This is a genomic window from Pantoea sp. Fr+CA_20, assembly GCF_024520835.1.
GTDB classification, from domain to species: domain Bacteria; phylum Pseudomonadota; class Gammaproteobacteria; order Enterobacterales; family Enterobacteriaceae; genus Pantoea; species Pantoea allii.
The window spans coordinates 17,792-37,501 of record NZ_JALNPN010000008.1 but is presented as its reverse complement, the minus strand read 5'-3'; the positions used below and the strand labels follow the sequence as shown (position 1 = coordinate 37,501).

Genomic DNA, 19,710 nt, shown 5'->3' with positions numbered 1-19,710 from the left:
CCTGTCGAATCAGCCGTAGCGACCTGTGATGTAGTCTTCTGTTTGTTTCTGTGCCGGCTTGGTGAACAGCGTGTCAGTGTCGCTGAACTCAATCAGTTCGCCCAGATACATAAACGCCGTGTGATCGGAACAACGTGCAGCCTGCTGCATGTTATGGGTCACGATCACCACCGTGTAATCCTGCTTCAGTTCGGTAATTAATTCTTCGATACGGCCGGTAGAAATGGGGTCCAGTGCAGAGCATGGCTCATCCAGCAGCAGCACTTCCGGACGGATAGCGATGCCGCGGGCAATGCACAGACGCTGCTGCTGTCCACCAGACAGGCTGTAGCCACTCTGGTGCAGCTTGTCTTTGGTTTCGTTCCACAGGGCCGCTTTGGTCAGCGCCCACTGCACGCGCTCATCCATGTCGGCACGAGACAGCTTCTCGAACAGGCGCACGCCGAAAGCGATATTGTCATAAATCGACATCGGGAAAGGCGTCGGCTTCTGGAATACCATGCCAACCCGGGCGCGCAACAGTGCGATATCCTGATGCGACGCCAGAATATTGTCGCCATCCAGCAGAATATCACCCTCTGCTCGCTGATCCGGATAGAGCGAATACATTTTGTTGAAAGTGCGCAGCAGGGTGGACTTACCACAGCCTGATGGCCCAATAAACGCCGTGACCTGGTTTTTAGCAATATCCAGGTTGATATTTTTCAGAGCGTGAAACTTGCCGTAATAGAAATTCAGATTACGAACCTCGATTTTTCCGGCTGATGCAGTCGCAGTACTCATTGTTTTTCTCTCTTAATCAACACCGCGCAGGGCAGTGTCGGTAGTTAACCGTGTTTGCCCTTGGCGAAAACAACTCTTGCTACGATATTCAGCAGCAGCACGCACAGGGTAATAATCAGTACGCCAGCCCAGGCCAGATTTTGCCACTCGGCAAACGGGCTCATGGCGAATTTAAATATGGTGACCGGGAGGTTAGCCACGGGCTGCATCATGTCGGTGCTCCAGAACTGATTCGACAGCGCAGTAAACAGCAGCGGCGCGGTTTCACCGGCGATACGGGCAATCGCTAACAGCACACCAGTGATGATGCCGGAAACCGACGCTTTAAGCGTAATAGCCGAGATCATCTTCCATTTCGGCGTGCCCAACGCATAGGCGGCTTCGCGCATGCTGTCTGGTACCAGTCGCAACATGTTTTCCGTGGTTCGAATCACTATCGGAACCTGCAGCAGCGCCAGCGCAATCACGCCCGCCCAGCCGGAGAAGTGGTGCATTTGCGCCACGACGATGGTGTAGACAAACAGGCCAACCACAATCGACGGCGCTGACAGCAGAATGTCATTAATAAAACGAATCACTTCTGCCAGTGCTGATTTGCGTCCGTATTCCGCCAGATAAACGCCGGCCATAATGCCCAGCGGCGTACCGAAGAAGGTAGACCAGAAAATCAGTAAACCACTTCCTGCCAGGGCGTTGGCTAAGCCACCACCCGCGGTGTTTGGCGGCGGAGTGGACTCCGTAAACAGCGACCATGACAAACCATCGATGCCACGACTTACCGTAGTAAACAGAATCCACACTAACCAGAACAGGCCAAAAGCCATGGTCAGTAACGACATCGTCAGCGCAATTTTATTCTTGGTACTGCGCCATGACTGCATCTTACGACGTGACGCTTCCAGTTCTGCGCGAGCCTGCACTTCCATCGTTGTCATGATCGCGTTCCTTCACTTTTGGCCAGCCGCATAATCATTAACTTTGAAATCGCCAGCACGATAAAGGTGATAACAAACAGAATCAGGCCCAGCTCCATCAGAGCCGCAACGTGTACGCCTGATTCTGCTTCAGCGAATTCGTTCGCCAGCGCTGAGGTGATACTGTTGCCAGGCATAAACAGCGAGGCGCTGTCTAACTGGTAGGTGTTACCGATAATAAAGGTCACGGCCATGGTTTCACCCAGTGCACGTCCCAGACCGAGCATGACACCGCCGATCACCCCATTTTTGGTGAAGGGCAGAACAATGCGCCAAATCACTTCCCAGGTCGTGCAGCCAATGCCGTAAGCCGACTCTTTCATCATCACCGGCGTCTGTTCAAACACGTCACGCATTACCGAGGCGATATACGGGATGATCATGATGGCCAGGATAACGCCTGCGGCCAGGATACCGATACCAAATGCGGGGCCAGAAAACAGCTCGCCAATGACAGGAATGCCCGACATCACATCGCCAACCGGCGTCTGGAAGTACTGTGCGAACAGTGGCGCAAAAACAAATAAGCCCCACATGCCGTAAACAATGCTGGGGATCGCCGCTAACAGCTCAATGGCGGTACCCAGTGGACGACGTAACCAGCCTGGTGCGAGTTCAGTAAGGAAAAGCGCAATACCGAAACTGACCGGTACCGCAATAATCAGGGCAATAATTGAGGTGACGAGCGTACCGTAAATCGGTACCAGCGCACCAAATTGTTCGTTAGGGGCGTCCCAGGTTTTGGTCCACAAAAACGCGAAACCAAATTTCTGTATGCTTGGCCAGGAAGAGAAGATCAGGGAGACGATGATGCCGCCCATCAGTAACAGGACGATCAGCGCAGCGAGTTTTACCAGTGCACCGAAAATTCTGTCGCCTTGCTTGCCTGGGGCTTTGAATGCCGACTTCGTTGCAGCCATAGAAGTCTCAGTCCTCAGAAGTTATCAGGGCGGCAGACGCCGCCCCTGAAGGCTGACCAGACGTAGGTCTGGCCAGGGTCATTCACTTACTTATAAAGCGCTTTACCTGAACTGTCTTTGATATTGGCTTTCCATGCAGCGCGGATCTGCTGAACTACGCTGTCAGGCAGGGTGGCATAATCCAGCGCGTTTGCCGTTTTGCCGCCGTCTTTGTAAGCCCAGTCGAAGAATTTCAGCACTTCGGCACCTTTCGCCGCGTTAGCCTGGTCTTTGTAAATCAGGATAAACGTGGTTGAGGTGATTGGCCATGCGTCGTTGCCTTTCTGGAAAGTCAGGTCCTGAGCAAAAGATTTGCTCCAGTCCGCGCCTTTCGCCGCGTTAGAGAAGCTGGTTTCGCTTGGCGCAACCGCTTTACCATCCGCATCCACCAGCCTGGTGTAGGTCAGATTATTTTGTTTGGCATAAGCATATTCAACGTAGCCGATTGAGCCTGGCAGACGCTGTACGAAGGCGGCGACGCCGTCGTTACCTTTACCGCCCAGACCGGTTGGCCAGTTAACAGTGTTGCCCTTACCAATTTTGCTGTTCCACTCTTCGTTCACTTTTGCCAGATAGCTGGTGAACACGAAAGAGGTACCGGAACCATCCGCGCGGCGTACCACGTTGATGTTAGTGTCTGGCAGTTTCACGCCTGGGTTCAGTTTAACAATCGCAGGATCGTTCCACTTTTTGATGTTACCCAGATAGATGTCGCCAACGGTTTTACCGTCCAGCGTCAGTTGACCTGATTTGATGCCCGGCAGGTTAACCGCCAGCACCACACCACCGATCACGGTTGGGAACTGAAACAGGCCATTTTTCTGCAAATCTTCGTCTTTCATAGGCGCATCAGACGCACCGAAATCAACGGTTTTGGCGATAATTTGTTTTACACCGCCAGATGAACCAATGCCCTGATAGTTGATTTTGCTACCGGTGGCTTGCTGATATTCTGCTGCCCACTTGGCATAAACCGGCGCCGGGAAAGTCCCGCCCGCACCCGTCAGATCGGTGGCTGCAAAGGCAGAAACCGCGCTAACGGCAAAAGAGGCGGCAAGGATTCGGGCTACGGTGCTACGCATCAGTGTCATGTTCCCTCCAGGGGAGAAAATTCAGGCTCAATGCCTTTTTAGTAAGAGTCAGTGATTGCTGCAGGAGGGAAAATAGGACAGTTTAGTGACAGAAAAATGTAGTTAATATTACAGTTATATGACAGACACAATTATTGCTCATTTTTACAAGCCCACTATTGAAAAGGACATGTTCAATGACATTTAAGAAAAAGCTTCTGGTATGCAATGTCGTCCTCCTCTGTACGCTGGCCAGCGCCCATGCGTACGACGTACCGCAGATTCATTCGAATGAATCTTTTGCAATGACAGATAACAGAGGCACTCTGGCCACAATTGACAGTGATGGCGCGGTCAGACAAGCGTCTGTCAATGCTGAGGATGTGAGTGAAACGAAGAAACAAGTACAAGCGTTAATAAAAACGCAAGAAAACCAGACTGATACCCTCAATACGCTCTCACAAAAGCTAAGCAAAAATGAAGATGTGATCAATAACCTGCAACGTTCACTCGATGAGGCTAACCGCAAAATCAGGGATCAGCAGCGCGCACTTGAGCAAGTCAGCAGCAAAATTAAATAAAAGAAACGCGTGAATCCCTGGCGGGATTCACGCGTAAGACGCATTACTCGACCGTCACCGATTTCGCCAGATTACGCGGCTGATCCACATCGGTCCCTTTAATCAGGGCCACGTGATAGGAGAGCAGCTGCAGCGGCACGGTATAGAAGATAGGCGCAATCGCTTCTTCCACGTGCGGCAGGGGAATGATCTTCATTCCATCGCTGTCGCTAAAACCAGCATCTTCATCAGCAAACACGTACAGCAGACCGCCGCGCGCGCGCACTTCTTCGATATTCGATTTCAGCTTCTCTAACAGCTCGTTATTCGGTGCCACGACGATAACCGGCATATCGGCATCAATCAGCGCCAGCGGCCCGTGTTTGAGCTCACCAGCAGCATAAGCCTCGGCATGAATATAAGAGATCTCTTTTAACTTCAGCGCGCCTTCCATCGCAATCGGATATTGATCGCCACGGCCCAGGAACAGCGCATGATGTTTATCAGAGAAATCTTCTGCCAGATCTTCAATCAGCTTATCCTGCGCCAGCATTTGTTCAATGCGGCTTGGCAGTGCCTGCAGACCATGAACAATCTCATGCTCTTTTTCCGCTGGCATACCGTTCAAGCGACCCAGTTTTGCCACCAGCATCAGCAGCACGGTAAGCTGGGTAGTAAAGGCTTTGGTCGACGCGACACCTATTTCCGTGCCCGCTTTGGTCATCAGCGCCAGATCAGATTCTCGTACCAGGGACGAACCGGCGACGTTACAGATAGCCAGCGATCCCAGATAACCCAGCTCTTTTGACAGGCGCAACGCAGCCAGCGTATCCGCAGTTTCACCCGACTGAGACAGCGTAATCAGCAGGCTGTTTTTACGCACCGCCGATTTGCGATAGCGGAATTCAGACGCGATTTCGACATCACAAGGGAGATTAGCCAGTGCTTCAAACCAGTAGCGTGAAACCATGCCTGAGTTATAAGACGTACCGCAGGCAATGATCTGGATATGCTCAACTTTGCTGAGCAGCGTTTCTGCATGCGGGCCGAGCTCGCTGAGATCCACTTCGCCGTGGTTAAAACGACCGGTTAAGGTGTTTTTAATCGCGTTAGGCTGCTCGTAAATCTCTTTCTGCATGTAGTGACGATACAGACCTTTGTCACCGGCATCGTACTGCACGCTGGATTCGATCTCTTCGCGACGGACCTGGTTACCGGCACCATCAATAATGGTGACATCACGGCGACTCACTTCAGCGATATCGCCCTCTTCCAGATAGATGAAGCGACGGGTGACCGGTAGTAGTGCCAGTTGGTCAGACGCGATAAAGTTTTCGCCCACACCGCGCCCAATGACCAGCGGACTACCGGAACGGGCCGCTACCAGCAGCGACGGATCGCGGCTGTCCATGATCACCATGCCATAAGCACCGCGCAGTTGAGGGATCACGCGCTGCACGACTTCACGCAACGAGCCACCTTGTTTCTGTTCCAGATGGACCAGATGCGCCACGACTTCAGTATCGGTTTCTGAGGCAAAGTGATAACCCTGAGCCATCAGCGCTTCGCGAAGAGGCTCATGGTTTTCGATGATGCCGTTATGTACGATAACGATGTGCTCAGAAACGTGCGGGTGCGCGTTGGCTTCTGAGGGCTCGCCATGCGTTGCCCAGCGCGTGTGGGCAATACCGGTTCCACCCACCAGGGGCTGTTCTTCTGCGGCGGCAGCCAGCATCTGCACCTTACCCAGGCGACGCAGGCGCGTTATGTGTCCCTGCTGATCGACGACGGCCAGACCGGCTGAGTCATAACCACGGTATTCCAGGCGGCGTAAACCTTCTAATAAAATTTCTGCGATATCACGTTGTGCTACTGCACCAACAATTCCACACATAGTTATTTCCTGACTTCATGGCGTTAAGCCATTGCGTTGTCATATGACCTGATAGTCCGGCTTTGCCGGTTCCCCGAGCCTTGTAGAGAGTGGGGATTATAGTTTTGGTACTACACAGCGGCCCGTTAACACGGGCCGTAAAAATTATTTTTTCTTCTGCGGACGCTGCCAGTCGGCTTTGTGATTCTGCTCTTTACGGTTATAGACCAGATCAGCGCCGGAAATATCTTTCATCACCGTGGTACCTGCCGCAATCGTTGCGCCTGCCGCCACGGTGACCGGCGCAACGAGTTGCGTGTCCGATCCGACAAAGACGTTATCGCCAATGATCGTTTTAAATTTGTTGGCACCATCGTAATTACAGGTGATTGTCCCGGCGCCAATGTTCACATTGGCACCAATCTCAGCATCGCCAAGGTAAGAGAGGTGACCCGCTTTGGACCCTTTGCCGAGACGGGCTTTCTTCATCTCAACAAAATTGCCCACGTGCGCAGCCTGAGCAAGTTCACTACCCGGGCGCAGACGCGCGAATGGTCCTACGGTACAGTCAGTGGCCAGATTTGCATCCTCGATCACCGAATAAGGGCTGATATCACAGTCATCCCCGATAACGCTGTTTTTGATAATACAGCCCGCGCCAATTTTAACCCGGTTGCCCAGCGTCACCTGGCCTTCAATAATGACGTTGGTATCAATTTCAATATCCCGACCGTGCTGCAGCGTTCCGCGCAGGTCGAAACGTGCAGGATCGCGAAGCATAACGCCAGCCAACAGCAGTTTTTCAGCCTGCTCGTGTTGATAAGTACGCTCAAGCGTAGCCAGTTGCAGGCGATTGTTGACGCCATCGGTTTCGCTATTGCGGGCCGGATGGACGGCATTAATTACCCGACCTTCACCGTGCGCTAATGCGATGATGTCAGTAATGTAATACTCGCCTTGGGCATTATTGTTATTTAGCCTGGACAGCCAGCGCTTAAGATCACCGCCGTTGGCGATCAGAATACCGGTATTAATTTCATTGATAGTCAGTTGAGAAGGGTTAGCATCTTTTTGCTCAACAATACCGACGATGGTGCCATTTTCACGCACGATGCGACCGTAACCTGTCGGGTCATCCAGTACAACCGTCAACAATCCGATACCGCCCGCGGGTTTAGCCTCGCGCAAACGCTGTAAGGTGGCTTCAGAAATCAGCGGAACGTCACCATAGAGCATCATGATGTCTTCGTCATCAGCAAAGTGCGGGGCCGCCTGCTGCATAGCATGACCCGTACCCAGTTGTTCTGCCTGCAGCACCCAGTTGACTGCGCTGTCAGTTAACGTTGCTTTCAGTTGATCGCCGCCGTGTCCGTATACCAGGTGCACCTGCTGTGCACCCAGCCCTTTTGCGGCATCAATCACGTGCTGAACCATCGGTTTACCTGCCAGCGTATGCAACACTTTTGGCAGATCGGAATACATACGGGTGCCCTTGCCAGCGGCAAGAATTACCACGCTCATCGCACTGTTAGACATATCCATCCTGACTGATTGTAGACTGAAGAAAGTTAAACGATTTAGCACTGAGATTACTACATTTTTCTTGTCCCGAAATTAGCCAGAACCCTGTTACCCCTATGACAGGCAAAAAAAATGCCAACCCAAAGGGCTGGCATTTCGTGACGCATAAAGCCGGATTACATCGCTTTTTTGGTCAGCTCGATCACGCGCAGTTTCGCAATGGCTTTCGCCAGCTCCGCAGAGGCCTGAGCGTAGTCCACGTCGCCGTGGCTGCTGTTCATATGCTCTTCTGCTTTACGTTTTGCTTCCAGCGCACGCGCTTCATCCAGATCGGTACCGCGAATCGCGGTATCGGCCAGAACAGTGGTGCTGCCAGGCTGCACTTCCAGCACGCCGCCAGAGAGGTAAATAAACTCCTCTTCGCCGTGCTGTTTCACGATACGGATCATTCCAGGCTTAATGGCAGTCAGCAGCGGGGCGTGACCAGGAAAAATTCCCAGTTCACCTTCGCTACCTGACACCTGAATTTTCTGCACCAGACCAGAGAACAGTTGGCTCTCTGCACTGACAACATCCAGGTGATAAGTCATAGCCATAATTTTCCTCCTGGGAAACCGTTATTACAGTTTCTTCGCTTTTTCGACCGCTTCTTCGATGGCGCCAACCATGTAGAAGGCCTGCTCTGGCAGGTGGTCAAATTCACCTTCCATGATGCCTTTAAAGCCACGGATGGTGTCTTTCAGCGTCACGTATTTACCTGGAGAACCGGTGAACACTTCTGCTACGAAGAACGGCTGAGACAGGAAGCGCTGGATCTTACGCGCACGTGCCACCAGCAGTTTGTCTTCTTCAGACAGTTCGTCCATACCCAGGATGGCGATGATGTCTTTCAGTTCCTGATAACGCTGCAGCAGTGACTGTACGCCACGTGCAACGTCATAGTGCTCCTGACCCACAACTAATGGGTCCAGCTGACGGCTGGTGGAGTCCAGCGGATCAACTGCCGGGTAGATACCCAGAGAGGCGATCTGACGGCTCAGGGTGACTGTTGAGTCTAAGTGAGCAAAGGTGGTTGCTGGTGACGGGTCAGTCAAGTCATCCGCTGGCACGTAAACGGCCTGTACGGAGGTGATTGAACCTGTCTTGGTGGAGGTAATACGCTCCTGCAACACACCCATCTCTTCTGCCAGCGTTGGCTGATAACCTACCGCAGATGGCATACGACCCAGCAGTGCTGATACTTCCGTACCGGCCAGGGTATAACGGTAGATGTTGTCGATGAACAGCAGAACGTCACGGCCTTCATCACGGAATTTCTCCGCCATGGTCAGACCGGTCAGCGCCACGCGCAGACGGTTACCCGGCGGCTCGTTCATCTGGCCATACACCAGCGCGACTTTATCGATAACGTTGGAGTCAGTCATTTCGTGGTAGAAGTCGTTACCCTCACGAGTACGTTCACCCACGCCAGCAAAGACCGAATAACCTGAGTGCTCAGCCGCGATGTTACGGATAAGCTCCATCATGTTTACGGTTTTACCTACACCCGCACCACCGAACAGACCGACTTTACCGCCCTTAGCGAACGGACACATCAGGTCGATAACCTTGATGCCGGTTTCCAGCAGTTCCTGCGAGTTAGACTGATCTTCATAAGAAGGCGCAGGGCGGTGAATAGAGGAAACCTCTACGACGCTGCCGTCTTCTTCTTTCAGGTCGCCTTTCATGTCGATAGGCTCGCCCAGCACGTTCATGATACGGCCGAGGGTTGCTTTACCAACCGGTACCTGGATCGGTTTTTTCAGGTCGGTGACGTTCAGACCGCGCTTCAGGCCGTCAGAAGTACCCATGGCGATGGTACGAACCACGCCACCACCCAGCTGCTGCTGAACTTCCAGCACCAGACGAGCATCACCATTCATAACCTCAAGAGCGCTGTACACTTGCGGTACTGCATCCTGAGGGAATTCGACGTCAACTACGGCGCCGATAATCTGGACAATCTTTCCAGCTGCCATCTTGAATCCTCTACCTAATTCCAAACCTGGTTAAACCGCGGAGGCTCCCGAGACGATCTCGGTAAGTTCCTGGGTGATGCTGGCCTGACGAGCTTTGTTGTAAACCAACTGCAGCTCTTTGATCAGATTTCCGCCGTTATCGGTTGCAGCTTTCATTGCCACCATACGTGCGGCCTGCTCACTGGCCAGGTTTTCCACCACACCCTGATAAACCTGCGATTCGACATAGCGACGCAGCAGCGTATCCAGCAGCGCTTTCGGATCGGGCTCGTACAGGTAATCCCAGGTCTTCGCCTTCATCTCTTCTTCACCTTCCGCTGGCGGTAACGGCAGCAGTTGGGTAATGGTCGGAGTCTGAGACATGGTGTTGTTGAACTTATTGCTGACAATGTACAGCTTGTCGATGCGGCCTTCATCATAGGCCTGCAACATCACTTTTACCGGGCCGATAAGATCAGAGAGCGCAGGCTTATCGCCCATGCCAGTGACCTGTGCCACAACGTTGCCACCAACAGCGCCGAAGAATGACACGCCTTTCGATCCCACAATCGCCAGATCGCTCTGGACGCCTTTGTCGGACCAGGCCTTCATCTCTGCCAGCAATTTTTTGAACAGGTTAATGTTCAAACCACCACAAAGCCCGCGGTCAGTCGAAACGACCAGGTAGCCGACGCGCTTAACGTCGCGCTCATCCAGGTAAGGGTGCTTGTATTCCAGATTACCTAACGCAAGGTGACCAATCACTTTGCGCATGGTATCTGCATACGGACGGCTGGCCGCCATGCGTTCCTGCGTTTTACGCATTTTGGAGGCGGCGACCATTTCCATCGCTTTGGTGATCTTCTGCGTATTTTTTACGCTTCCGATCTTGGTACGTATTTCTTTTGCGCCGGCCATTAGCTTCTCCTCAAAGCCTTGCGGCCTGCCTTTTCAGACAAGCCGCCAGACATTACCAGGACTGGGTTGCTTTAAACGTCTCGAGGAGGCTTTTCAGCTTCTCTTCGATGTCGTTATTGAAGTTACCAGACTGGTTGATTTCAGCCATCAGCTCGGCGTGATCGCGATCTGCGAACGCCAGCAGAGCAGCTTCGAAGCTACCAATTTTTGCCAGCTCAACGTCGTTCAGATAGCCGCGTTCCGCTGCGAAAAGAACCAGACCCTGCTGCGCGACAGACATCGGCGCATACTGTTTCTGCTTCAGCAGCTCGGTCACTTTCTGACCGTGGCTCAGCTGTTTACGGGTTGCATCGTCCAGATCAGAAGCGAACTGGGAGAATGCTGCCAGTTCACGATACTGTGCCAGCGCGGTACGAATACCACCGGACAGTTTCTTGATGATCTTGGTCTGTGCAGCACCACCAACACGGGATACAGAGATACCCGGGTTAACAGCCGGACGGATACCGGAGTTGAACAGGTTAGATTCCAGGAAGATCTGACCATCAGTAATCGAGATTACGTTGGTCGGAACGAACGCAGAAACGTCACCCGCCTGAGTTTCGATGATTGGCAGCGCGGTCAGAGAACCGGTCTGGCCTTTCACTTCACCATTAGTGAAGCGCTCAACGTAGTCAGCGCTCACGCGTGATGCACGCTCCAGCAGACGAGAGTGGAGATAGAACACGTCGCCTGGGAAAGCTTCACGGCCTGGTGGACGGCGCAGCAGCAGAGAAATCTGACGGTAAGCAACAGCCTGTTTAGACAGGTCATCGTATACGATCAGCGCATCTTCACCGCGGTCACGGAAGTATTCGCCCATGGCGCAACCTGCATACGGAGCCAGATACTGCAGTGCAGCAGACTCAGACGCAGATGCAACGACGACGATGGTGTTAGCCAGCGCACCGTGCTCTTCCAGTTTACGAACCACGTTGGAAATGGTTGACGCTTTCTGACCAATCGCAACGTAGACACATTTGATGCCTGAATCGCGCTGGTTGATGATGGCGTCGATTGCCATTGCGGTTTTACCGGTCTGACGGTCACCGATGATCAGCTCACGCTGGCCACGGCCGATTGGAATCATCGCATCGACAGATTTGTAACCGGTCTGAACAGGCTGGTCGACAGACTGACGGTCGATAACACCAGGTGCAATGACTTCAACTGGCGAGAAGCCGTCGTTGTCGATTGCGCCTTTACCGTCGATAGGTGCACCCAGGGTGTTCACCACGCGGCCCAGCAGGCCACGGCCAACCGGTACTTCAAGAATACGGCCAGTACACTTGACCTTCATGCCTTCGGCCAGGTCAGCATACGGACCCATCACCACCGCACCTACAGAGTCACGCTCGAGGTTCAGGGCGATAGCGTAACGGTTTCCCGGCAGGGAAATCATCTCACCCTGCATAACATCGGCCAGGCCGTGTACGCGGATGATACCGTCACTTACAGAAACAATAGTACCTTCGTTGTGAGCTTCACTCACGACATTGAACTGAGCAATGCGCTGCTTGATCAGTTCGCTGATTTCGGTGGAATTCAGTTGCATATGCTCCAGTCCCCTTAAGACTGCAAGACGTCAGCCAGACGGTCAAGACGGCCGCGTACGCTGCCATCAATAACCAGATCACCCGAACGGATGATCACGCCTGCCATCACAGACTTATCAATTTTGCAATTCAGCTTAACTTTGCGTGACAGACGTTTTTCCATCGCGGCGCTGATTTTAGTCAGCTGGTCGTCACTCAGCGTGCTGGCAGAAATAACATCCACTTCGGCAGTCGCTTCATAAGCGTCTCGCAGTTGAATGAATTGCGCCAGAACAGCCGGAAGCGCTGTCAAACGTCCGTTTTCCGCCATCACCTTAATCAGGTTCTGTGCGGGTTCATCCAGTTGATCACCACAGACTGCATTAAACGAGGCAGCCAGTGCTTCAGGTGCTAAAGCACCAGAAAGCAGGTCGGCCATCTGTTCATTGGCAGCCACTTCTGCGGCAAACGCCAGCATCTTTTGCCAGCGTTCAATACTTTGATGCTCAACAGCAAAGTCAAAAGCTGCTTTGGCGTAGGGGCGAGCTACAGTAATCAGATCAGACATCAGCCCCTCCCTCCTTACAGTTCAGCGACCAGTTTATCAACGATGTCGCTGTTAGCAGCTTCATCCACGGAACGTTCGATGATCTTCTCGGCACCAGCCATAGCCAGCAACGCGACTTGCTTACGCAGTTCTTCACGTGCACGTTTGCGTTCGGCGTCAATTTCGGCCTGCGCTTGTGCAACAATGCGAGTGCGTTCGTTATCAGCTTCAGTCTTGGCTTCGTCCAGAATCTGCGTGCGACGCTTGTTCGCCTGCTCGATAATGACCTGAGCTTCCTCTTTCGCTTTTTTCAGCTGGTCGGTCGCATTAGCCTGCGCGAGATCCAAATCTTTCTTCGCGCGTTCAGCAGAAGCAAGGCCTTCAGCAATTTCTTTCTGGCGCTTTTCGATGGCAGCCATAATCGGTGGCCATACGTACTTCATGCAGAACGCGACAAACAGGATGAACGCGATGGCCTGGCCGAGGATTGTTGCATTAATGTTCACAGCACAATGCCTCTAATTAAGTATTTAACTTTTCTGCCGCTATCAACGATAAACGGCAGAATCCGTTCACTCTCACACCAGGTGCAGAGTGAACACGGGGGCTTTAGGCGACAGCGAACATCACGTAGAGGCCCAGACCAACAGCGATCATTGGGATTGCATCCACCAGACCCATTACAACAAAGAACTGCGTACGCAGCAGAGGAATCAGGTCAGGCTGACGAGCAGCGCCTTCCAGGAATTTTCCTCCGAGGATGCCGATACCGATCGCAGCACCGATTGCCGCCAGGCCCATCATCACAGCGGCAGCCATGTACAGCAGATCCATATTCAGGTTTTCCATGACAGTCTCCAGTTTGTTTCAGTTAAACGCGTATTGTTGAGAAAAAAATCAATGTTCTTCAGATGCCATCGACAGATAGACAATCGTGAGGACCATGAAGATGAAAGCCTGTAGCGAAATAATCAGGATGTGGAAAATGGCCCAAGGCACATTCAGAATCCACTGTGACCACCACGGCAACAGACCGGCAATAAGGATAAAGATCAGTTCACCCGCATACATGTTGCCGAACAGTCGCAGACCGAGAGAAACCGGTTTGGACAGCAGGCTAACACCTTCCAGAATAAGGTTAACGGGGATAAAGATCGGGTGATTAAAAGGCTGCAGCGTCAGCTCTTTCGTGAAGCCGCCAATGCCTTTCATTTTGATGCTGTAGAACAGAATCAAAATAAAGACGCCCAACGCCATTGATAACGTGATGTTCACGTCTGCAGAAGGTACCACGCGCAGCGCCGGTAACCCCAACCAGTGCTCACCAATATAGGGCAGCAAATCGATTGGCAGCAGATCCATGAAGTTCATCAGAAAGACCCAGACAAAAATTGTCAGAGCCAGCGGGGCGATAAGTTTGCTCTTACCGTGATACATGTCGCGCACGTTGCTATCAACGAAACCGACAACCAGTTCGATAGCCGCCTGCATTTTCCCTGGCACACCGCTGGTGGCGCTTTTCGCCACGCTACGGAACAACACCAGGAAGATAACTCCCAGCACCAGAGAGAAAAACATGGAATCGATATTTAATACCCAGAACGTCGCGGGAGCGTCGTGAGCATTCACTAACTCGAAGGTACGCAGGTCCAACTGAAGATGAGTCAGGTGGTGACCAATGTACTCTTGCGGAGTAGAGATTTCTCCTGCAGCCATGATGCCTCTTACCCTTTGTTGTTAATTACCGCCGGTGCCAACATCTGAACGACCAGCACCGATAACCAGGTGATCCCGACCGGCCAAAAGACCGCATCGAATACGCCCAACGCCACAATGAGCAAAATAATGGTCGCGAACACTTTGGCTATTTCACCCAAAGCGAAGCTCCACGCGACGCGCCCCGAAGCCGGAGTTTGCCCTTGCAGGCGCCAGGCTATAAACAAGAACAACACGTTTGGCAGCCAGGCTGCCATCCCGCCAGCAAGAGCAGAGCTGCCCCAGGTGACATCTTTCAAGGCAAAGAGTGCACCGACGATGACAATGGTCACTAGCTGAATCATCAGCACCGTTCGGGCGTATTTTACACTGTAAAGAGACACTGACATGGCGCTGATACTCTCCTGCCCCTTTAGGGGTATGTCGCGTGTCGTATAAGACTGCCTTTGTGCATTTGAGTCAAGTAGCAAAAGCCGTGCAAATTATACGGGCCGTCCCTGTGATTTCAATCGTTAAGTAACGAAAAGGTGAACAATTATCTAAATTTCTTTCCGAATGACTATTTTTCCAAAGATACGGAGCAGCCGTTTATGGATAAAGCTGTGAAAAGTTCTGCAGCGGCTCAATTTTAAAGCGTGCTTTAGATCACATAATAAGCATTCACACCACAGTAACTTTTAATAAGGAGCCATTATCCAACTAAGGTATGAAGGATAAAAACATTGATAATCATAACGTTAAAAAGAAAAACGTCCTTGATAATTTTTGTTGTCGATGAAAATGGTCTATTGACATCGAAGTCTGCTTCAGAATCGTAAAATGCCTATTACTCATGCAAAAATTTTATTGCCCTTAAATAGGATTAATCGCGATGCACGCATTTAATCCCCAGCGGAGTAGTGATTATTTTGATAAAACTTTGTGAAATAAAAGTTAAATGTGAAAAAGTTTTTCAGATAATTTCCGGGGCGAAATTTAACAATGCGACACTCAACATCGCCGGGCTCGCCCCTCGAACTATCGCATCTTTGGTAACACAGGCACGATGAAACGCCAGGCTTTCACGGTGCCTGAACGCTTCCAGGCGGTGTAATAATAACCAGATGACGCTCACCGTCCAGTTGTGGAACCTGGAGCGAGATAACCCTGTCCAGCGAATAGCCTGCGGGCAGGCTGGTAATTTCATCATCGGGCCGGACCCCTTTCAGGGCATAAAAACGGCCGTTCTTCGTCGGCAAATGGTGACACCAGTTCACCATATCCTCCAGCGAAGCAAAGGCACGGCTGATCACGCCGTCAAAGGGCGGCTCAGAAGGAAACGCTTCTACCCTGCTCTGTACCGGTTCGATATTGGTCAGCCCCAGCTCATGTTGGACCTGCCGTAAAAATCGTACCCGCTTACCCAGGCTGTCCAGCAGGGTGAAATGCGCATCCGGCATGACGATGGCCAGTGGAATGCCCGGTAAACCAGGACCGGTGCCGACATCAATAAAGCGTGCCCCCTCAAGATGAGGCGCCACCACGATACTGTCGAGGATATGGCGAATCAGCATCTGCTGAGGATCGCGCACCGAGGTCAGGTTATAGGCTTTATTCCATTTATCCAGCAGCCCGACATAAGCGACCAGTTGCTGTTTTTGTTGATCGGAGAGGGAAATGTTAGCCGCTTGCAGCAGCGAAGTGAGTTTGTTGATCACAGCATCAGTCCAGTCAGCGGGGGCGGGATAACCCGCCCCGGTTCAGATCAGGCGCTTTTGCGCAGCAGACCTTGTTTTTTCAGGTAAATAAGTAAAATCGAGATGGCAGCAGGCGTGATGCCTGAGATACGTGATGCCTGGCCGATAGAAACCGGTTTGTGATCGTTCAGCTTGGCGATAACTTCATTTGAAAGGCCACTGACCTGGCGATAATCAAGCGTCGCGGGCAACAGCGTATTTTCGTTACGCAGCTGACGATCGATCTCTTCCTGCTGACGTGCAATGTAGCCTTCGTATTTAACCTGGATTTCAACCTGATCGGCAGCCTGATCATCCGCTAAAGCCGGACCGAACGCATCAAGCGCCATCAGCTTCAGGTAGGTCATTTCAGGACGACGTAGCAGATCCTCCGCACTGGCTTCTTTCGTCAGTGGCGAGCTGGTAATGGCGTTAACCGCATCGACATGTTCTGACTTGGGGTGCACCCAGATATCACGCAACCGCTGGCGTTCCTGCTCAATGGCTTCCAGCTTCTGATTAAAACGAGCCCAGCGCGCATCATCCACCAGGCCAAGTTCACGGCCGGTTTCCGTCAAACGTAAATCAGCATTGTCTTCGCGCAGCATCAGGCGATATTCCGCACGCGAGGTAAACATGCGGTAAGGCTCTTTGGTACCCAGCGTGCACAGGTCGTCGACCAGAACCCCCAGGTAAGCCTGATCGCGACGCGGCGCCCAACCTTCTTTGTCAGCAGACTGGCGTGCCGCATTAAGGCCAGCCAGCAAACCTTGTGCTGCGGCTTCTTCATAGCCTGTGGTGCCGTTGATCTGACCGGCAAAAAACAGACCGTCGATAAATTTGCTTTCCAGCGTGAGTTTCAAATCGCGTGGATCAAAGAAGTCATACTCAATGGCATAGCCCGGACGCACGATCGTCGCATTTTCCAGACCCTGCATAGAACGAACGATCTGCATCTGTACGTCGAATGGCAGGCTGGTAGAGATACCGTTAGGGTAGATCTCATTGCTGGTCAGCCCTTCAGGCTCAAGGAAGATCTGATGTGAATTACGATCGGCAAAGCGCATCACTTTGTCTTCGATCGACGGACAATAGCGTGGACCGATCCCTTCGATGATCCCGGCGTACATTGGGCTACGATCGAGGTTATTACGGATCACATCATGTGTTTTTTCATTGGTGTAGGTCATCCAGCACGGCACCTGCTGGGGGTGCTGTCCGGCATTGCCCATGAAAGAGAATACCGGCATCGGGTTATCGCCATGCTGCGGGGCGAGTACGCTAAAATCGATGCTGCGTGCATCAATGCGCGGCGGTGTACCGGTTTTCAGGCGGTCAACGCGCAGTGGCAAAGCGCGCAGGCGTTTTGCCAGAGGAATCGACGGTGGATCACCTGCACGACCACCGCTGTAGTTATCCAGCCCGATATGAATTTTACCGTCGAGGAAGGTTCCCACGGTTAATACGACCGTTTTGGAACGGAATTTCAGGCCCATTTGGGTTACCGCACCGACGACACGATCGTTTTCGACGATGAGATCGTCCACGGCCTGCTGGAAGATCATCAGGTTTGGCTGATTCTCCAGCGCTTTACGCACGGCCTGGCGGTAGAGCACGCGGTCAGCCTGAGCACGAGTGGCCCGAACAGCAGGGCCTTTGCTCGCGTTTAGTATCCTAAACTGAATACCTGCCTGGTCGATTGCTCCAGCCATCAAACCGCCTAAGGCATCCACTTCCTTTACCAAATGTCCCTTGCCAATTCCACCGATTGCAGGATTACAAGACATTTGTCCCAGCGTATCGATGTTATGGGTCAGTAACAGGGTTTGCTGACCCATTCGGGCTGCTGCCATGGCAGCTTCCGTGCCCGCATGACCACCACCAATTACGATGACGTCAAAAGGATCTTGATAAAACATGAAGTGGTACCTCGTTGATGAATAGTCAGAGATCGTTCTCTCTGGGCCGTGGATTCTACTGAAATTATGGCTGAGGTGAAAGCAGCGGGATCGTCAGGTATTAAAAGAAAAGATCTTAATTCTTTATATGATCTTTCTGTTAGATCTCTTATTAGGATCGCGGTTCCCTGTGGATATCTGCGAAAAGCACAGCGTAAACAAGCGTATAGAGAGGATCGATACCTGTTAATGATCGGTGATCCTGATCCGTATAAGCTGGGATCAAAATGGCTTGTTATCCACAGCTCACAAAGTGAACTCCGGTTGCTCTTTGGATAACTACCGGTTATACGCAACTAAACAGGGTAGTTATCCACAAAATAAATGGCAGGATCGTGTGAAAAACAGTATCTTCTGCTGGGGATCGTAGCTATTTCCCGATCCCCGACCAGCTTAGATCGCATCTTTCCAGGTCATCACCCACTCTTCAGCCGGATCTTCAGGGATCTCATGTTCCAGAATATCAATTTCGAGCCTTTCACCGATGCGCTGTGCACCACAGGCAATTAACAGGGCATCAAGATTGCGTATTGCACCACAAAACAGATCGTATTCATGGTTGCCGATGCCAACTGCGCCAAAACGTACGGCTGACAGATCGGGACGGCTCTCATCAATGGCCTCATAAAAAGGTTGCAGATTATCCGGCAACTCTCCGGCACCGTGGGTAGAACTCACCACCAGCCAGATGCCCTGTTGCGGCACGTCATGCAGCTCAGGGCCGTGCAGCATCTGCGTTGAGAAGCCCGCTTCCTGCAGTTTTTCTTCGAGATGTTCAGCAACATATTCGGCGCTGCCTAAGGTGCTGCCACTGATTAACGTAATGTCGGCCATCGTGCTCTCCTGAGATCAAGGAAAGCATTGTACGCTGTGATCAAGCGGTGATCCACCTGTGGAAAACAGGGTTATTAGTTTAGATGATGTCGATGCAGCCGTTGTCAGGCGGCCGATCGTCTAAGGATAAGATTGTGCACAAGCTGGTGGAAAGATCAGGGCTTGATGGTTCGCATGATGGGGTTTTGCAGAGAAATAAGGGTTTCCGTTGACTGGATTTCGTCAATAGTTTGGATCTTGTTGATTAATACCTGCTGCAGGGCATCAATAGATCGGCACATTACCTTGATGAAAATACTGTAGTGCCCGGTGGTGTACCAGGCTTCAACAACTTCATCCAGGGCTTCCAGCTTGCTCAGTGCCGACGGGTAATCACGGGCGCTTTTAAGAATAATGCCGATAAAACAGCAGACATCAAAGCCCAGCTGGCGGGGATCGATCTCAACCCGCGTGCCCAGGATAATGCCTGCCTGCTTCATCTTTTCGACACGGACGTGAATGGTTCCCGGGCTGACATTGAACTGTTTTGCCAGTTCGGCGTAAGCGGTGCGCGCATTTTCCAGTAATGCATTCAGGATACCCCGGTCGAGATTATCCAGTTGCAGATGTTCGGGCATGGTCATCCTCGTTATCGTTTTTCTTCAATGAACTGAGGAGAATGTGCAGCAAAATAATCAAACTGGCAACTCACCGGCAGCGACTGGGCCGCTG

General features: G+C 52.0%; 20 protein-coding genes. 1 reads left to right on the top strand and 19 read right to left on the bottom strand.

Features of this window, described 5'->3' with window-relative positions; all coding sequences use genetic code 11:
• Positions 1-9 precede the first annotated feature (9 nt).
• From pstB to pstS, 4 genes are all read right to left on the bottom strand, one after another.
• Entirely contained in the window at positions 10-783 is a 774-nt protein-coding gene (gene pstB / locus NR177_RS12010) for a phosphate ABC transporter ATP-binding protein PstB (protein WP_013023943.1), read from the bottom strand.
• A 44-nt stretch (positions 784-827) separates the two neighbouring features.
• Entirely contained in the window at positions 828-1,718 is an 891-nt protein-coding gene (gene pstA, locus NR177_RS12005) for a phosphate ABC transporter permease PstA (RefSeq protein ID WP_096012548.1), read from the bottom strand.
• A complete protein-coding gene (pstC, locus tag NR177_RS12000; protein ID WP_063877776.1) occupies positions 1,715-2,677 on the bottom strand; it encodes a phosphate ABC transporter permease PstC in 963 nt (320 codons plus the stop codon). The genes pstA and pstC overlap by 4 nt, the downstream gene beginning before the upstream one ends.
• 86 nt (positions 2,678-2,763) lie before the next feature.
• Complete coding sequence (pstS, locus tag NR177_RS11995; RefSeq protein WP_063877775.1) at positions 2,764-3,807, bottom strand: phosphate ABC transporter substrate-binding protein PstS; 1,044 nt, start codon at positions 3,805-3,807, stop codon at positions 2,764-2,766.
• A gap of 176 nt (positions 3,808-3,983) precedes the next feature.
• Here pstS and NR177_RS11990 point away from each other — a divergent pair, with 176 nt between their 5' ends.
• Positions 3,984-4,367: a DUF4349 domain-containing protein gene (locus NR177_RS11990; RefSeq protein ID WP_256852967.1), complete on the top strand. Its 384-nt coding sequence runs from the start codon at positions 3,984-3,986 to the stop codon at positions 4,365-4,367.
• Between the two features lie 43 nt (positions 4,368-4,410).
• Here NR177_RS11990 and glmS read toward each other — a convergent pair whose 3' ends face one another.
• The 15 genes from glmS to asnC form a co-directional block, all read right to left on the bottom strand.
• Positions 4,411-6,240, bottom strand: a complete 1,830-nt coding sequence (gene glmS / locus NR177_RS11985) for a glutamine--fructose-6-phosphate transaminase (isomerizing) (protein WP_063877773.1) — start codon at positions 6,238-6,240, stop codon at positions 4,411-4,413.
• A 144-nt stretch (positions 6,241-6,384) separates the two neighbouring features.
• The gene (gene glmU, locus NR177_RS11980) at positions 6,385-7,755 is read right to left on the bottom strand and encodes a bifunctional UDP-N-acetylglucosamine diphosphorylase/glucosamine-1-phosphate N-acetyltransferase GlmU (RefSeq protein ID WP_063877772.1); all 1,371 of its coding nucleotides are present in this window, start codon (positions 7,753-7,755) and stop codon (positions 6,385-6,387) included.
• A gap of 161 nt (positions 7,756-7,916) precedes the next feature.
• A complete protein-coding gene (locus NR177_RS11975) occupies positions 7,917-8,336 on the bottom strand; it encodes a F0F1 ATP synthase subunit epsilon (protein WP_013023936.1) in 420 nt (139 codons plus the stop codon).
• Positions 8,337-8,360: 24 nt separating this feature from the next.
• A complete protein-coding gene (gene atpD, locus NR177_RS11970; RefSeq protein ID WP_063877771.1) occupies positions 8,361-9,758 on the bottom strand; it encodes a F0F1 ATP synthase subunit beta in 1,398 nt (465 codons plus the stop codon).
• A gap of 30 nt (positions 9,759-9,788) precedes the next feature.
• On the bottom strand, positions 9,789-10,655 hold the full coding sequence (gene atpG, locus NR177_RS11965) for a F0F1 ATP synthase subunit gamma (protein WP_063877770.1): 867 nt from the start codon (positions 10,653-10,655) through the stop codon (positions 9,789-9,791).
• 52 nt (positions 10,656-10,707) lie between these two features.
• Entirely contained in the window at positions 10,708-12,249 is a 1,542-nt protein-coding gene (gene atpA, locus NR177_RS11960; RefSeq protein WP_241568102.1) for a F0F1 ATP synthase subunit alpha, read from the bottom strand.
• Between the two features lie 14 nt (positions 12,250-12,263).
• A complete protein-coding gene (gene atpH, locus NR177_RS11955) occupies positions 12,264-12,797 on the bottom strand; it encodes a F0F1 ATP synthase subunit delta (RefSeq protein ID WP_006121199.1) in 534 nt (177 codons plus the stop codon).
• A gap of 14 nt (positions 12,798-12,811) precedes the next feature.
• Positions 12,812-13,282 (bottom strand): F0F1 ATP synthase subunit B, encoded by a 471-nt coding sequence (atpF, locus tag NR177_RS11950; protein ID WP_013023933.1) that lies wholly within the window; start codon positions 13,280-13,282, stop codon positions 12,812-12,814.
• Positions 13,283-13,385: 103 nt separating this feature from the next.
• The gene (gene atpE, locus NR177_RS11945; RefSeq protein ID WP_003849523.1) at positions 13,386-13,625 is read right to left on the bottom strand and encodes a F0F1 ATP synthase subunit C; all 240 of its coding nucleotides are present in this window, start codon (positions 13,623-13,625) and stop codon (positions 13,386-13,388) included.
• Between the two features lie 48 nt (positions 13,626-13,673).
• Positions 13,674-14,492: a F0F1 ATP synthase subunit A gene (gene atpB, locus NR177_RS11940; protein WP_063877769.1), complete on the bottom strand. Its 819-nt coding sequence runs from the start codon at positions 14,490-14,492 to the stop codon at positions 13,674-13,676.
• A gap of 8 nt (positions 14,493-14,500) precedes the next feature.
• Positions 14,501-14,881, bottom strand: coding sequence for a F0F1 ATP synthase subunit I (atpI, locus tag NR177_RS11935; protein WP_063877768.1), 381 nt, complete (start codon positions 14,879-14,881; stop codon positions 14,501-14,503).
• Positions 14,882-15,553: 672 nt separating this feature from the next.
• Positions 15,554-16,189 carry a 16S rRNA (guanine(527)-N(7))-methyltransferase RsmG gene (gene rsmG, locus NR177_RS11930; protein WP_256852966.1) on the bottom strand — a complete coding sequence of 212 codons (636 nt, stop codon included), beginning with the start codon at positions 16,187-16,189 and terminating at the stop codon, positions 15,554-15,556.
• Between the two features lie 47 nt (positions 16,190-16,236).
• Positions 16,237-18,126, bottom strand: coding sequence for a tRNA uridine-5-carboxymethylaminomethyl(34) synthesis enzyme MnmG (gene mnmG, locus NR177_RS11925; protein ID WP_256852965.1), 1,890 nt, complete (start codon positions 18,124-18,126; stop codon positions 16,237-16,239).
• Positions 18,127-18,558: 432 nt separating this feature from the next.
• Complete coding sequence (mioC, locus tag NR177_RS11920) at positions 18,559-18,999, bottom strand: FMN-binding protein MioC (RefSeq protein WP_063877765.1); 441 nt, start codon at positions 18,997-18,999, stop codon at positions 18,559-18,561.
• 155 nt (positions 19,000-19,154) lie between these two features.
• Positions 19,155-19,616: a transcriptional regulator AsnC gene (asnC, locus tag NR177_RS11915; protein WP_063877764.1), complete on the bottom strand. Its 462-nt coding sequence runs from the start codon at positions 19,614-19,616 to the stop codon at positions 19,155-19,157.
• Between the last annotated feature and the right edge of the window lie 94 nt (positions 19,617-19,710).

Bases quoted from the DNA above. Each gene is read 5' to 3' on its own strand.
- pstC (WP_063877776.1), bottom strand. From the start codon at position 2,677: ATGGCTGCAACGAAGTCGGCATTCAAAGCCCCAGGCAAGCAAGGCGAC.
- atpD (WP_063877771.1), bottom strand. From the start codon at position 9,758: ATGGCAGCTGGAAAGATTGTCCAGATTATCGGCGCCGTAGTTGACGTC.
- pstB (WP_013023943.1), bottom strand. From the start codon at position 783: ATGAGTACTGCGACTGCATCAGCCGGAAAAATCGAGGTTCGTAATCTG.
- mioC (WP_063877765.1), bottom strand. From the start codon at position 18,999: ATGGCCGACATTACGTTAATCAGTGGCAGCACCTTAGGCAGCGCCGAA.
- atpG (WP_063877770.1), bottom strand. From the start codon at position 10,655: ATGGCCGGCGCAAAAGAAATACGTACCAAGATCGGAAGCGTAAAAAAT.
- NR177_RS11990 (WP_256852967.1), top strand. From the start codon at position 3,984: ATGACATTTAAGAAAAAGCTTCTGGTATGCAATGTCGTCCTCCTCTGT.
- glmS (WP_063877773.1), bottom strand. From the start codon at position 6,240: ATGTGTGGAATTGTTGGTGCAGTAGCACAACGTGATATCGCAGAAATT.
- NR177_RS11975 (WP_013023936.1), bottom strand. From the start codon at position 8,336: ATGGCTATGACTTATCACCTGGATGTTGTCAGTGCAGAGAGCCAACTG.
- atpH (WP_006121199.1), bottom strand. From the start codon at position 12,797: ATGTCTGATCTGATTACTGTAGCTCGCCCCTACGCCAAAGCAGCTTTT.
- atpI (WP_063877768.1), bottom strand. From the start codon at position 14,881: ATGTCAGTGTCTCTTTACAGTGTAAAATACGCCCGAACGGTGCTGATG.
- atpA (WP_241568102.1), bottom strand. From the start codon at position 12,249: ATGCAACTGAATTCCACCGAAATCAGCGAACTGATCAAGCAGCGCATT.
- atpE (WP_003849523.1), bottom strand. From the start codon at position 13,625: ATGGAAAACCTGAATATGGATCTGCTGTACATGGCTGCCGCTGTGATG.
- pstS (WP_063877775.1), bottom strand. From the start codon at position 3,807: ATGACACTGATGCGTAGCACCGTAGCCCGAATCCTTGCCGCCTCTTTT.
- glmU (WP_063877772.1), bottom strand. From the start codon at position 7,755: ATGTCTAACAGTGCGATGAGCGTGGTAATTCTTGCCGCTGGCAAGGGC.
- mnmG (WP_256852965.1), bottom strand. From the start codon at position 18,126: ATGTTTTATCAAGATCCTTTTGACGTCATCGTAATTGGTGGTGGTCAT.
- pstA (WP_096012548.1), bottom strand. From the start codon at position 1,718: ATGACAACGATGGAAGTGCAGGCTCGCGCAGAACTGGAAGCGTCACGT.
- asnC (WP_063877764.1), bottom strand. From the start codon at position 19,616: ATGCCCGAACATCTGCAACTGGATAATCTCGACCGGGGTATCCTGAAT.
- atpB (WP_063877769.1), bottom strand. From the start codon at position 14,492: ATGGCTGCAGGAGAAATCTCTACTCCGCAAGAGTACATTGGTCACCAC.